Annotated in this window: 11 protein-coding genes; 5 read left to right on the top strand and 6 right to left on the bottom strand. The window is 62.9% G+C overall.

The window, feature by feature from the left end:
• Nucleotides 1-6 precede the first annotated feature (6 nt).
• From WYH_RS11850 to WYH_RS11830, 5 genes are all read right to left on the bottom strand, one after another.
• The gene (locus tag WYH_RS11850) at nt 7-2,466 is read right to left on the bottom strand and encodes a ligase-associated DNA damage response DEXH box helicase (RefSeq protein WP_179945411.1); all 2,460 of its coding nucleotides are present in this window, start codon (nt 2,464-2,466) and stop codon (nt 7-9) included.
• Nucleotides 2,463-3,542, bottom strand: a complete 1,080-nt coding sequence (locus WYH_RS11845) for an FUSC family protein (RefSeq protein WP_046903995.1) — start codon at nt 3,540-3,542, stop codon at nt 2,463-2,465. The genes WYH_RS11850 and WYH_RS11845 overlap by 4 nt, the downstream gene beginning before the upstream one ends.
• A 165-nt stretch (nt 3,543-3,707) precedes the next feature.
• Nucleotides 3,708-5,111 carry a phosphoglucomutase/phosphomannomutase PgmG gene (gene pgmG / locus WYH_RS11840; protein WP_046903994.1) on the bottom strand — a complete coding sequence of 468 codons (1,404 nt, stop codon included), beginning with the start codon at nt 5,109-5,111 and terminating at the stop codon, nt 3,708-3,710.
• Nucleotides 5,112-5,183: 72 nt separating this feature from the next.
• A complete protein-coding gene (locus tag WYH_RS11835) occupies nt 5,184-5,471 on the bottom strand; it encodes a J domain-containing protein (RefSeq protein ID WP_046903993.1) in 288 nt (95 codons plus the stop codon).
• Between the two features lie 4 nt (nt 5,472-5,475).
• Nucleotides 5,476-6,282 carry a division plane positioning ATPase MipZ gene (locus WYH_RS11830; protein ID WP_046905127.1) on the bottom strand — a complete coding sequence of 269 codons (807 nt, stop codon included), beginning with the start codon at nt 6,280-6,282 and terminating at the stop codon, nt 5,476-5,478.
• 220 nt (nt 6,283-6,502) lie between these two features.
• Between WYH_RS11830 and WYH_RS11825 the strand changes: the two genes are divergently transcribed.
• The 5 genes from WYH_RS11825 (at nt 6,503) to fabI (ending at nt 11,637) form a co-directional block, all read left to right on the top strand.
• Nucleotides 6,503-7,249 carry a CsgG/HfaB family protein gene (locus tag WYH_RS11825; protein WP_235979394.1) on the top strand — a complete coding sequence of 249 codons (747 nt, stop codon included), beginning with the start codon at nt 6,503-6,505 and terminating at the stop codon, nt 7,247-7,249.
• Between the two features lie 75 nt (nt 7,250-7,324).
• On the top strand, nt 7,325-8,185 hold the full coding sequence (gene panC / locus WYH_RS11820) for a pantoate--beta-alanine ligase (protein WP_046903991.1): 861 nt from the start codon (nt 7,325-7,327) through the stop codon (nt 8,183-8,185).
• A 46-nt stretch (nt 8,186-8,231) separates the two neighbouring features.
• Nucleotides 8,232-9,674, top strand: coding sequence for a bifunctional enoyl-CoA hydratase/phosphate acetyltransferase (locus tag WYH_RS11815; protein WP_244877914.1), 1,443 nt, complete (start codon nt 8,232-8,234; stop codon nt 9,672-9,674).
• Nucleotides 9,671-10,867 carry an acetate/propionate family kinase gene (locus tag WYH_RS11810; RefSeq protein ID WP_046903990.1) on the top strand — a complete coding sequence of 399 codons (1,197 nt, stop codon included), beginning with the start codon at nt 9,671-9,673 and terminating at the stop codon, nt 10,865-10,867. The genes WYH_RS11815 and WYH_RS11810 overlap by 4 nt, the downstream gene beginning before the upstream one ends.
• The gene (gene fabI / locus WYH_RS11805) at nt 10,864-11,637 is read left to right on the top strand and encodes an enoyl-ACP reductase FabI (RefSeq protein WP_046903989.1); all 774 of its coding nucleotides are present in this window, start codon (nt 10,864-10,866) and stop codon (nt 11,635-11,637) included. The genes WYH_RS11810 and fabI overlap by 4 nt, the downstream gene beginning before the upstream one ends.
• Here fabI and WYH_RS11800 read toward each other — a convergent pair whose 3' ends face one another.
• Nucleotides 11,638-12,750, bottom strand: coding sequence for a methanobactin export MATE transporter MbnM (locus WYH_RS11800; protein ID WP_046903988.1), 1,113 nt, complete (start codon nt 12,748-12,750; stop codon nt 11,638-11,640). It lies immediately after the preceding gene.

Genomic DNA, 12,750 nt, shown 5'->3' with positions numbered 1-12,750 from the left:
GACTCCCTACTCTTCCTCATCTTCCAGCGGATCGAGCTGCATCGCCGCGCCGGCCAGCGTTTCGGCTTCGAGCAGCAATTCATCATCCACGGATCCTTGCGGCAGGCTTTCCCGCCCCAGCATCACCATGACCGGCACGGCAAGGGGGCTGACCCGATCCAGCTGCACATGATCGATATGGCCAACCGCCCGATCCAGCAGATCACCCAGGCGGCCGATATCGGTCATCTTCGCGCGTGCATCCGCCCAGGCCGCTTCTATCAGCACATGGTCCGGCTCATATTTGCGCAGCACATCATAGATGAGATCGGTTGAAAACGTGACCTGCCGCCCGGTCTTGCGCTTGCCCGGATGCTGCCGCTCCACCAGTCCGGAGATCACCGCCACTTCGCGAAAGGCGCGGCGCAGCAGATAGGAATCCTGCACCCAGTCGACGAATTCATGGTTGAGGATTTCCGGCGACAGCAGCGGCGCCGGATCCTCAACCTTTTTCAGCCCCCAGACCGCCAGCGAATAATCATTGGCGACAAAGCCCCCCGGCATCAGGCCGCGATCTTCCATCCGCTTGGTAATCAGCATCCCCAGGGACTGGTTCGCGTTCCAGCCGGTGAAAGTGTAGAAAGCCGTATATTCCCGCCCGCCATGGGGGAAGCTTTCCACCAGCAGCCGCCCCGGCGCGGGCAGATGGGAACGCCAGGCCTGCACCTCCAGCCATTCGCGCACATCGTCCGGGAACCGCGCCCAGCCTGCACGATCCGTCAACATGGCCTGAACCCGGTCCGCCAGATGCGTGGATAAGGGCAGCCGCAGCCCGCTATAGGACGGGATCATCGCCCCCCGCCGCGATGCGCGCACCACCAGTTCCATATCGCGCAATTGCTCGACCTCCAGATCGAGCCCGGCAAACTGGAACGTATCGCCCGGCTTTAGCGAGGCGGCGAAACGTTCCTCCACCTTGCCAAGCGAACGGCCGTTGCGGAAACGTACATCCAGCATTTCGGAATCGACGATGATCCCCGCATTCATGCGGTGGCGCTGCGCCTGTTCGGGATGAGTCAGACGCCAGAAGCCATCCGTATCGCGCGTGATCCGGCGGAACTTGTCATAGGCTTTCAACGCATAACCGCCCGTGGCGACGAAATTGAGCACGCGTTGCCAGATCGTTTCATCAATCCAGGCATAGGGCAGGCTCGCGCGGATTTCCGCCAGCAGCGCATTCTCGTCAAAAGGCGCCGCGCAGGCACAGGCCATCACATGTTGCGCCAGCACATCCAGCCCGCCGGGGCGAAAATCCTCCCCGTCACGCCGGCCCTCGTCCACGGCATCCTTGGCCGCAGTAGCTTCCAGAAATTCAAACCGATTGCCGGGGACCAGAATTGCCCGGCTGGGCTGATCGAGCCGGTGATTGGCGCGCCCGATGCGTTGCAGCAGGCGGCTGGATCCTTTTGGCGCGCCCATTTGCACCACGCAGTCCACATCGCCCCAATCCACCCCAAGATCGAGACTGGCCGTAGCCACAAGCGCCCGCAATTCCCCCCGCGCCATCGCGCCTTCCACCTTGCGGCGGGCCTCCACGCTCAACGATCCGTGATGGATCGCGATAGGCAGATTATCCTCATTCGCATCCCACAGATTGCGGAAGATATACTCGGCCAGGAACCGGGTATTGGTAAAGACAAGCGTCGTCCGGTTGCGGCGTATCTCCTCGTAAAGCTGCGGTATCGCCCAGATGGCGGCATGGCCGCCCCATGGGACACGCTCTTCCCGTGGCAGAAGGATTTCAACTTCGGGCGGGGCGCCTTTCTCCCCCTCCACCACAGTCACGCTGTCCACATCGCCCCATGGCGCCAGCCATTCCCGAAATGCCTCCGGGCTGGCCACCGTGGCGGAAAGGGCCGCGCGCTGCATATCGGGCGCGATTGCCTGCAAGCGTGACAGGGCGAGCGCCAGCAGATCGCCGCGCTTGCCGGTCGCAAAGGCGTGCACCTCGTCGATCACAACGCGCCGGAGACCGGCAAAAAGCTGGAAACTGTCCGGATAGGAAAGCAGCAAGGAAAGGCTTTCCGGCGTTGTCAGCAATATGTCGGGTGGTTTGCCGATCTGCCGCTTGCGCCGGTCGGACGGGGTATCCCCGCTGCGCGTTTCGATGCGGATGGGCAGGCCCATTTCCTGTACTGGCGCCAGCAGATTGCGCTGCACGTCATGCGCCAGCGCCTTGAGCGGCGAGATATAAAGCGTGTGCAGCCCCTCGCCCGGCTGCACGCCGCCGGAAGGGCAGAAATCAACCAAGGTCGGCAGGAAGCCTGCCAGTGTCTTGCCCGCGCCGGTATCGGCCACCAGAAGCGCATGCTTCCCGGCGCTGTGCGCGGCCTGCATTTCACGCTGATGCCGCCGAATTCGCCAGCCGCGCCCGGCGAACCACGCCTCTATCTCCGGCGGCAGGGCAATGTCCGCTGCCGGGTTCACACGCCGCCGGGCCGCCCCGCGCCCAATCCCGGAATCTGCGCGAACCGGGCGCGGATTCGCGGATTATGCAGACAGGCGGCCCCGACAAAACCGATAATGGCGCCAAGTGCGGAATCGATGAAACGCGCCTCCATCAATGCGCCCACATCCGCGTCTCCCAGAGTCGGCGCTTCGGCCAGCAAGATGGTGAGCGGGGTGATGAACATCACGGCGAAACCATAATGCCGCACAACCGCCATTTCGATCACGAAATGCAGCACCATGATGCCGATCGCCACGCCCCATGGACCATGTACGAAGCTGAGCAAGGCCCATGTCACGCCCAGCCCCAGCGCCGTGCCGATGATACGGTGGATCTGGCGGTTCCATGCTGCGCGCAGTGACATGCCCTGGATAATGGCCAGGCAGCTGACCGGCACCCAATAGGGTTTATCCAGCGCCAACAGCTCTGCAATTACGAGCGAAAAGCCCACAAACAGGCCGATAATCACTGAATCCACGCGGATCACCGCCATCGCCGCTCCGTCAGGCGGAGGGGGCGGCGCATCGGCAGGTTTTCGGCGCAGCACATACAGGCTGTAAAGAAACGCCACGAAACAGGCGAAGATGCAGCCGATTGCCATCATGCCCGCCCGCGCCGGTATCTCCGCCAGATCGCCGGGGCTGAAAGCGGCAATCGCCGCCGCCATGATAAAAAACATGCCGCCGGGGGGAAGCACGCGGAAACTACGACAGGCAAATGTGATGATCAGCGCGGCAATCGCCAGAACAGGGATCCGCGCCACCGGCACGGCGTGAACGACCAGGCCAATCGTGTAACAGGCAATCATTCCCAGGGCGCAGGCCATGATCGTGGCCATGCGGTGGCGCATATCGGTGGGCGGCAGATAAAGGAATGTCAGCGCGGCCAAGGCCATGACGGCACCAGCTGCCATCTGGTCCAGCGCGGCAGCGGTCATCAGCGGGACGCCCGCCGCCAATGCCGCGGCGAAGGGCAATTGCCACGGCCGGTCACTCGGCCGGACCGATATCAGTTCGCGCCATTCCGCGCGCAGCAAATCCGCAAGAGCGGCCATGCGGCCCCGCCTAGACCACAAGCAGGGCCATTGCGGGGCAGGCCTTTACCCACACCGCAGTGGCACCTCTAATCTCTGGCCGCATCAGCATCCCCTTCCGCCTGCATGGTTTCGCCCAACTCATCAACGGCGAGGTCCAGCAGCTTCTTCAGAGAGATGCTTCTTTCAATGTCCGGCCTGGGGCCCGCGCTTCAGGCCGGACAGGGCCAGCTGTTCATCGATCTGCGCCATCAGCCGGGCAAGCCCTTCTTCCGTGAAGCTTTCCGCACGGGCCACCAGCACATCCTGCGTGTTAGACGCACGCAGCAGCCACCAGCCATCGTCATTGGTGACACGCACGCCATCCGTATCGTTCACGTCGGAGGGGCTGTCCTTCAGCCGTTCCTTCACTTCATCGATGGCGGCGAATTTGCGGCTTTCATCGACCTGGAAGCGCATTTCCGGCGTATTGACCATTTCCGGCATCGCGCTGCGCAATTGGGTGACTGTCTTGCCCAGCCGCGCGGAGGCCGCGATCAGGCGTACACCGGCATAAAGCGCATCGTCATAGCCGTAATATTCATCGGCAAAAAAGACATGGCCGCTCATTTCGCCGGCCAGCGGCGAACCTGTTTCCTTCATTTTGGACTTTATCAGGCTGTGGCCGGTCTTCCACATCAAGGGCTTGCCGCCCAGTTCCGCCACGCGATCATACAGGGCGCGGCTGGCCTTCACATCGGCGATAATCGTCGCGCCGCTCTGCCGCGTCAGCAGGTCTTCGGCATAGATCATCAGCAATTGATCGCCCCAGATCACGCGGCCTTCACCGTCGATCGCACCGATCCGGTCCCCGTCTCCATCGAAAGCGATACCGAAATCGAGCTTCTTGTCCGCGACAAGCTTGATCAAATCTTCAAGATTTTCCGGAACAGTGGGATCGGGATGATGGTTCGGAAAACTTCCATCCACCTCGGTATAGAGGAGATGATGCTCGCCGGGCAGGCGGGCGGCCAGCCGTTCGAGCGCGGGCCCGGCGGCGCCATTCCCCGCGTCCCAGCCGACCTTGAGCGAAGCGAGCTTTTCAGGGGCGATCCCGGCCAGCCCTTCCAGCATCCGATCGATATAGGCGTCCATGACATCGACCTGCTCGACAGAGCCGGTCCCGTCATCCCAATCGCCCTTCGCGGCCATTTCCCCGATGGTCAGGATGTCCTTGCCGAAAAACGGCCGACCCTGAAATACCATCTTGAAGCCATTGTAATTGGCGGGATTATGGCTGCCGGTTATCTGTATTCCGCCATCGACCTCTTCCGCTGAAGCTTCCGCGTAATACAGCATCGGCGTAGGGCCCATGCCGATCCGGCGCACATCGCAGCCACTGGCCGTCAAACCTTCCACCAGCGCGTGTTCCAGCATCGGGGAGCTTACGCGCCCGTCATAACCGACTGCCACCAGCTTGCCGCCCGCCCGGCGCAGAAGAGTCCCGAAACTGCGGCCGATGGCGCGGGCATCGTCGGCGCCAAGCGTTTCGCCGATAATGCCGCGAATATCGTATTCACGCAGGACAGTGGAATCGAACTGGTGGGACATGCAGGCTCCTGATCAATGGATAACAAGGGCTTGTTCGTTGAATTGCGACCCGCTTGTAGCCCGGTTAATACCTTAAGTAACAGTGTCGTGTGGCAATTGATCCAGCAGCAGGTCGCGTGCAGCATTCGCTTCATGGACCTGGGCACTGCTTCCGCCGCGATCGGGGTGGACCATCGCCACAAGGCGTTTGTGCGCGGTGAGAATTTCCTGCCGGCTGGCGGCGGTTTCGACTCCCAGCAATCGGCGCGCATTGAACACCGCCTGCTGGCGCGCGGAAATTCTGGGCTGCCACGGCCAGCGGCCAGTAAACATCTTCCAGCATATGACTGCGATCGCCGCGATGATCAGCAGCTTGCCCATCGGATCAGGCCGCTTCGCTTGCCTGCCTGGCCGCCTTGGGCAGGTTGAGATTGGCCACCAGCGCCCGCAATTCCTGCCGCGCGACCAGATGGCTGGTGCCCAGTTCGCCCAATTGTCCGCGATCGAGCAGCGTCAGGCCGGAGGGGAACAATTCGCGATAGATCACGCGTTCGGAAAGGCCGGGGGACACGCGGAAACCGACGCGGCGGGAAAGTTCCGACAGCGCCTGGTCAACACGCTTCTGGTTGCGCGCATCCAGCCGCTGAACGCGGTTGCGCACGACCACCCAATCCATTTCGCGCCTTTGTTCCTTGATCTGTTTCAGCGCACGGCTCTTGCGCGCTTCCCAGATCAGTTCGGCATAGAAGCTGAGCCGGCGGACCTTGAAGCTTTCTGCGTCCACTTGCCCGATCAGGTCGAAATCGACGAAGCTGTCATTCATCGGCGTGACCAGCGTATCCGCCTGTGTCGCGACATAGCGCGCCAGCGGATCGTCACGGCCGGGTGTATCGAAAATCAGGAAATCCACACCCTCGCCCAGTTCGGCGGCGCGTTCTTCCAGCTCTTCCTCGTTCCCGCCTTCAAACACCGCAAAGCGTGCGCCCGGCATTTCGATGCCGCGCCTCTGTTCCGTTTCGCTGCGATTTTCCAGATAGCGGTACAATGTCCTCTGCCGCGGATCGAGGTCGATCGCCGCCACCTTCGCGCCCTGATAGGCCAGAGCCACTGCGACATGCACGGCCGTGGTCGATTTGCCGGTTCCGCCCTTCTCATTGGCGAAAACGACACGGTGCGGGGCTGCGGAGGACAAGGACACGGAAGGATTGAGCTTTCTTCGCTGGTTTCTAGAATGACCTGGCTTGTATCCAAGCGCCACGCGGAGCGAAAGCCTTGGCCTGATTTCAGCCACGGGTTATTCTCCGGTTTCCGGGTCGCTGACCAGGCCGCACCTCGTCCGCAAGAGACGTGACGGCCACTTTCAGATCGGGGGACGACCCATCATGACAAATCTCAAACAATACGCCGCGGCCATGACTCTGGCGTTCGGGATGGTTGCAGCGCCGGCCCAGGCGCAAGACAGATCTTCCGGGCGGCAACAGCAGGAAGAAGGCCAGGCGGAAATTCCGCAATGCACGCGCAATCTGGGCACGATTGCCATCGTTGAACCCGACAACAAATGGTGGCGCGAATATAATCTCGGCAGTCCCGAAGCGATCCTGCGGTTGTTCGTGCAGCGTTCGGGCTGTTTCAGCCTGGTCAATCGCGGCCGGTCTCTGGGCAGCCGGGCCATGGAACGCGCGCTGGCGGAACAGGGCGAATTGCAGGATGGTTCCAATGTCGGCGGGGGGCAGGTCCGCACTGCCGATTATTTCATCGAACCTGACATCGTCAGCGCCAATCGCAATTCCGGCGGCGGCGGGCTGGGTGCCGCACTGGGCGGTATCGGCGGGCTGCTGGGCGGCCGGGCCGGTCGTCTCGCCGGCGGGTTGAACGTGAAGAAGGGCGAAGCGAACGTGATCCTGTCCGTCGTCAACGCCCGGACCACTGTCGAAGAAGCGCTGGCGGAAGGCTATGCCCGCAAATCCGACATCGGCTGGAGCGCGCGCGGATCGCTCTGGGGTGGCGGCGGCTGGGGCGGCGCCGGGGCCAGCGGCTATCAGAATACGGAGATCGGGCAGATCATCGTGCTGGCCTATCTCGATGCCTACAAGAAGCTGGTCTATGAACTGGGCGGCTTGCCCGAGGATGCGGCCGGGGCCGCCCCCGAAGCACGCTGACAGGCGCCCTTTCGCACGCGCCCTGCGGGGCCGGCGGCTCTTGCCTTCGGCCCCGCTCCGCGCGAGAGCGCAGCCATGGAAACCATCACCAGACTCGCGGACCTGCGCGAAACGGTCAGCCGGTTGCGCGAAACCGGGCCGGTGGCCCTCGTGCCGACCATGGGCGCCCTGCATGAAGGCCATCTCACCCTTGTCCGCACGGCGCGGGAAAGGGCAGCAAGCGTTGTCGTCTCGATCTTTGTGAACCCGACGCAATTCGGCCCGAACGAGGATCTGGACGCCTATCCGCGGCAATTGGCGGAAGACCAGCGCGCGCTGGAGGCCGAAGGGGTGGCGCTGTTATGGGCGCCGCCGGTGGAGGAAGTCTATCCCGATGGCTTTGCCACCAGCATTTCCGTTTCCGGCGTCAGCGAAGGGTTCTGCGGCGCATCCCGCCCGGGCCATTTCGACGGTGTCGCCACCGTCGTCGCCAAATTGTTCAACCAGGTGCGGCCGGACATCGCCTTTTTCGGCGAGAAGGACTGGCAGCAACTGGCCGTGATCCGCCGCATGGCGCGCGACCTCGATTTCACCCTGCCCCATCCGGATTCCATCATCGGCGTGCCCATCGTGCGCGAGAGGGATGGCCTCGCCATGAGCAGCCGCAACGCCTATCTCTCCGCCGAACAGCGCCGCAATGCGGCCGCCCTGCCCAGTGCCATGCGCGCCGCCATTGCGGCGATAGAGGCGGGCGATGCGGTGGGCCGGGCGCTCGACAGCCTGCAGGCAGAACTGATTGCAGGGGGTTTTGCCAGCGTGGATTATGCGCAACTGGCCGATGCCGCCACGCTGGAACCGCTGGATTCCCTCTCCGATAGACCGGCGCGGCTGCTGGTGGCGGCGCGAATCGGAAGCACCAGGCTGATCGACAACATGCCGGTTGGGCCTGCATCATGATTTCCCGTAGCGCAGGCCCGGCCAAACCGCTCTAATGATCCGGGCGATGAAATGGATGGAGGCGCCGGTGACGGAACCGGAAATGATCGAGAACCGCACTTTCGACGAAATCGAAGTCGGCGATACGGCCAGCCTCTCCCACACATTGAGCCAGCGGGATATCCAGCTTTTCGCCCTGGCCTCCGGCGATGTGAACCCGGCCCATCTGGACCCGGACTATGCCGCGACGGACATGTTCCACCGCGTCATCGCGCATGGGCTGTGGGGCGGCGGGCTGATCTCGGCGGTGCTGGGGACCGAACTGCCGGGACCGGGCACGATCTATCTCGGCCAGGACCTGCGCTTCAAGCATCCGGTGCTTCTGGGCGACACGATCACGGCAAGCGTGACCGTGACGGGGAAGCGTGCGGAACATCACGTGCTGACGCTGGACTGCCAATGCACCAATCAGAATGGCGAGGTGGTCATTTCCGGCGAGGCGACGGTGAAAGCGCCGACCGAAAAGGTCCGCCGGCCGCGCACGGCCCTGCCCGATGTCCGGCTGTATGATCACAGCGGCTATAAACGCCTGATCGAAGCGACATCGGGCCGCGAAAAAGTGCCGACGGCCATTGCCCATCCATGCAGCCCCGCCGCGATAATGGCAGCCTGCGAAGCCGTGGAAGCCGGGCTGATCGAACCGATCCTGGTCGGCCCCGAATCGCGCATCCGCGCCGCTGCCGAGGAAGCAGGCGCGGATATATCCTCCTTCCGCATCGAACATGCCCCGCACAGCCATGCGGCTGCGGCGGCCTGCGTCGATCTTGTCCGCCGGGGCGAGGCGCAATTGCTGATGAAGGGTTCGCTCCATACCGATGAACTGATGGGCGCGGTGGTGCGCCGCGAAACCGGCCTGCGGACCGAAAGGCGGATCAGCCATGTCTATCTGATGGATGTGCCCGGCCACCCCACCCCCCTGCTGATCACCGATGCGGCAATCAACATCGCCCCGACCCTGGAAGAAAAGGCCGATATCATCCGCAATGCGGTGGATCTGGCGCATGTGATCGGCATCGAACAGCCGCGCGTGGCGATCCTTTCCGCAGTCGAAACCGTCAATCCCGCCATTCCTTCCACGCTGGACGCCGCGGCCCTGTGCAAGATGGCCGATCGCGGGCAGATCACCGGCGCATTGCTGGATGGCCCGCTCGCTTTCGACAATGCGATCAGCACGGCGGCCGCGAAGGACAAGGGCATCGTGTCGGATGTGGCGGGCAAGGCGGAAATCCTCATCGTGCCCAACCTGGAATCCGGCAATATGATAGCCAAGCAACTGACTTTCCTTGGCGGGGCGGATGCGGCGGGCATCGTGCTGGGTGCGCGCGTTCCGATCATCCTGACCAGCCGGGCCGACAGCTTGCGCACGCGCATTGCATCCTGCGCCGTGGCCACCCTGCTGGCCCATGCCGGGACCAAGGCCGCGCCCGGCCTGCCCGCGGAACCCGCATGAGCAAGGCGATCATCTGCATCAATTCCGGGTCTTCGAGCATAAAGTTCGGCCTGTTCACCCTGGCCGAAGATGGCCCCCGCCATGCCGCCGGGGGCAAGCTGGAAGGGATCGGCACCGATCCGCGCCTGTTGATCCGGGACGATGAAGGCAATGTGCTGGAACAGCGGCATTGGGAAAACGGCGCGCATCTCGGCCATGAAGAATTGCTGCGCGCGATCTTCGCTTGGTCTGACAATCACCTTGATGAATATGACATCGTCGCCGCCGGACACCGCGTGGTCCATGGCGGGCGCGAATTCTGGCAGCCCTTGCCGATAGATGCCCACGTGCTGGCGGAACTGGAAAGTTTCTGTTCCCTGGCGCCGCTGCACCAACCGCATAATCTGGCCGCCATCAGGGAAATCGCGCGCCATTCACCCGGCATGTTGCAGGTCGCCTGTTTCGACACGGCCTTTCACCATGCCATGCCGGCCGTCGCATCGGCCATGGCCCTGCCGCGGGAACTGAGCCAGCGCGGCTTCCGCCGTTATGGATTTCACGGCCTGTCCTACGAATATATCGCCCGCCAGTTGCGCCATCTCGATCCCGAACTGGCGCAGGGCAAGGTGATCGCGGCCCATCTGGGCAATGGCGCCAGCATGTGTGCAATGGATGGCGGCCGCAGTGTGGATACGACCATGGGTTTCACTGCCCTGGACGGGCTGATGATGGGCACGCGCACGGGCTCTCTGGATCCCGGCGTCGTGATCCATCTGCAATTGCAGGAAGGGCTGACCGCGCAGCAAGTGGAAACGCTGCTCTACAAGCAATCCGGCCTGCTGGGCGTTTCGGGCATTTCCAGCGACATGCGCGCCCTGCATGACAGCGCAGATCCGCGCGCACGGGAAGCGATCGACCTGTTCGTGTGGCGCGCGGCGCGCCATGCAGCTGCGCTGATGTCCGCATTGCAGGGCCTCGACGGGATGGTCTTCACCGCCGGTATCGGGGAGAATGACCCGTTGATCCGCAAGGCGATTTGCGAAAGACTTGGCTGGGCCGGGCTGCTGCTGGATGAAGAGGCGAACCAGGCCAACGCCCCGGTCATCAGCGCGCCGCATAGCCGCGTCAAACTGCGCGTGATCGCCACGGACGAGGAGCGGATGATCGCACTCCACACCCATTCGGTCTATCAGGCACAGCGTTCCGTCGCATGAAGCCGCTGGTCGATCTTTCCGGCAAGAAGGGCCTGGTCGTCGGCATTGCCAACGATCATTCGATCGCGACCGGCTGCGCAAGGGCATTCCGCCAATGCGGTGCCAGCCTGGCGGCAACCTATCTGAACGAAAAGGCCCGTCCCTTTGTGGAACCGGTGGCGCAGGAACTGGGGGTGGAAATTCTTGCGCCCTGCGATGTTCGAGAACCGGGGCAGCTGGAATCCCTGTTCGCGCAGATCCGGCAGGAATGGGGGCGGCTGGATTTCCTGCTCCATTCCATCGCCTTCGCCCCGCGGGAGGATTTGCATGGCCGCGTGGTGGACAGTTCGGCCGAAGGTTTCGCGATTGCGATGGATGTGTCCTGCCACAGCTTCCTGCGCATGGCGAAGCTGGCCGAACCGTTGATGACGCAAGGCGGCACATTGCTGTGTGTCACCTTTTACGGGTCGGAACGGGTGGTCGAACATTACAATCTGATGGGCCCGGTAAAGGCTGCGCTGGAAAGCGCGACACGCTATGTCGCGGCGGAACTGGGGCCGAAGGGCATCCGCGCCCATGCGATTTCCCCCGGCCCGATCGCGACCCGGGCCGCCAGCGGCATCAGCCGGTTTGACGAACTGATCGAACGCGCATCGCAATCGGTGCCGGAACGCTCGCTCGTTTCGATCGATGATGTCGGCGCGCTGGCCGCCTTCCTGGCCAGCGATGCGGCGAAGCGAATTACCGGGACCATCGTCCCCGTCGATGGAGGACAGCATCTGATCGCCTGATCAGTGGGCTGGCGGCGCATAGGCCGGATCGGTCAGCAGCCCTTCATCGGTCAGGCTTTCCAGAAACGCTACCAGGTCAGCCACTTCCCGGTCCGAAATGGTAAAGCCTGTCAGCAACGGATCGCGCAGCGGGCTGGCGCCATTCGGCCCGCCGGCCGCCCGTCCGCCAATCGTATAATGATCGCGGATCACTTCCTCCAGAGTAGCGATCGACCCGTCATGCATATAGGGTGCGGTCACGGCGACATTGCGTAATGAGGGGGAACGGAACTTGCCTTCATCCGCATCGCGCCCGGTCACTTCCCGCGCGCCGGGATTGGCTTTCGGATAGGCCCCCTTGCCGTCCAGATTATACAGGCCGGTATTGTGAAAGCCCGTTTCCGGGAAGGGCATCATGGAAGTCTGGAAATTGTCGGTAAAATTCGCGCCGCCATGGCAATGCGAACATTCCAGCCTTTCGCTGAAAAACAGATCTTCGCCACGCTTCGCCGCAGCGGATATGGCATCTTCCTCCCCCAGCCTCTTGTAACGGTCATAAGGGCTGTCGAAGGAGATGATATTGCTGACAAAGGCAGCCAGGCTGCGGGTCAGCACCTCCATATCCCATTCTCCCCCCGATGCAGGGAAGGCTTGCTGCGCCAATTCGCGATAGACAGGGTCGGCGGACAGGGTGGCGAAGAGTTCCCGCTCCTTGCCCTGCATCCCCATCTCCACCGGATTGTCTCCGAAGAGCGGGATAAGGACCTGCCGTTCCACTTCGCGCAGGCCGGGATTGCCCCAGTTGAGCGTCGGCATATAGGCCAGATTTGCCAATGAAGGGACATTGCGGACCCCATCATCGCCATGCACGCCCGCATGGACCGCCTGGCCATCGGTGAAAGCCAGAGATTGCACATGGCAAGTGTCGCAGGACATGGACCCGTCCAGCGACAGGCGCGTATCATAGAACAGGTGCCGGCCCAGTTCGATCTTTGCGGCAGAGGGCGGATTGCCATCCGAACGGGGCGGAGGCGGCATCCATTCCGGCAGGCGATAGATTTCCGGCGCCGGTTTCCCCACGGCGGCGACCAGAAGGACGGCGGCAAGCGCAAGTGCTATCCGCGCGGCATACAT

The organism is Croceibacterium atlanticum, from assembly GCF_001008165.2.
Taxonomy (GTDB): Bacteria; Pseudomonadota; Alphaproteobacteria; order Sphingomonadales; family Sphingomonadaceae; genus Croceibacterium_C; species Croceibacterium_C atlanticum.
Note: the sequence above shows the minus strand (reverse complement) of the source record. Positions and strands in the feature narration are given on the sequence as shown.

What these genes read in the sequence shown, in the direction of transcription:
- pgmG (WP_046903994.1), bottom strand. Translation starts at nt 5,111, where the DNA reads ATGTCCCACCAGTTCGATTCCACTGTCCTGCGTGAATACGATATTCGC.
- WYH_RS11825 (WP_235979394.1), top strand. Translation starts at nt 6,503, where the DNA reads ATGACTCTGGCGTTCGGGATGGTTGCAGCGCCGGCCCAGGCGCAAGAC.
- fabI (WP_046903989.1), top strand. Translation starts at nt 10,864, where the DNA reads ATGAAGCCGCTGGTCGATCTTTCCGGCAAGAAGGGCCTGGTCGTCGGC.
- panC (WP_046903991.1), top strand. Translation starts at nt 7,325, where the DNA reads ATGGAAACCATCACCAGACTCGCGGACCTGCGCGAAACGGTCAGCCGG.
- WYH_RS11845 (WP_046903995.1), bottom strand. Translation starts at nt 3,542, where the DNA reads ATGGCCGCTCTTGCGGATTTGCTGCGCGCGGAATGGCGCGAACTGATA.
- WYH_RS11810 (WP_046903990.1), top strand. Translation starts at nt 9,671, where the DNA reads ATGAGCAAGGCGATCATCTGCATCAATTCCGGGTCTTCGAGCATAAAG.
- WYH_RS11835 (WP_046903993.1), bottom strand. Translation starts at nt 5,471, where the DNA reads ATGGGCAAGCTGCTGATCATCGCGGCGATCGCAGTCATATGCTGGAAG.
- WYH_RS11800 (WP_046903988.1), bottom strand. Translation starts at nt 12,750, where the DNA reads ATGTATGCCGCGCGGATAGCACTTGCGCTTGCCGCCGTCCTTCTGGTC.
- WYH_RS11815 (WP_244877914.1), top strand. Translation starts at nt 8,232, where the DNA reads ATGAAATGGATGGAGGCGCCGGTGACGGAACCGGAAATGATCGAGAAC.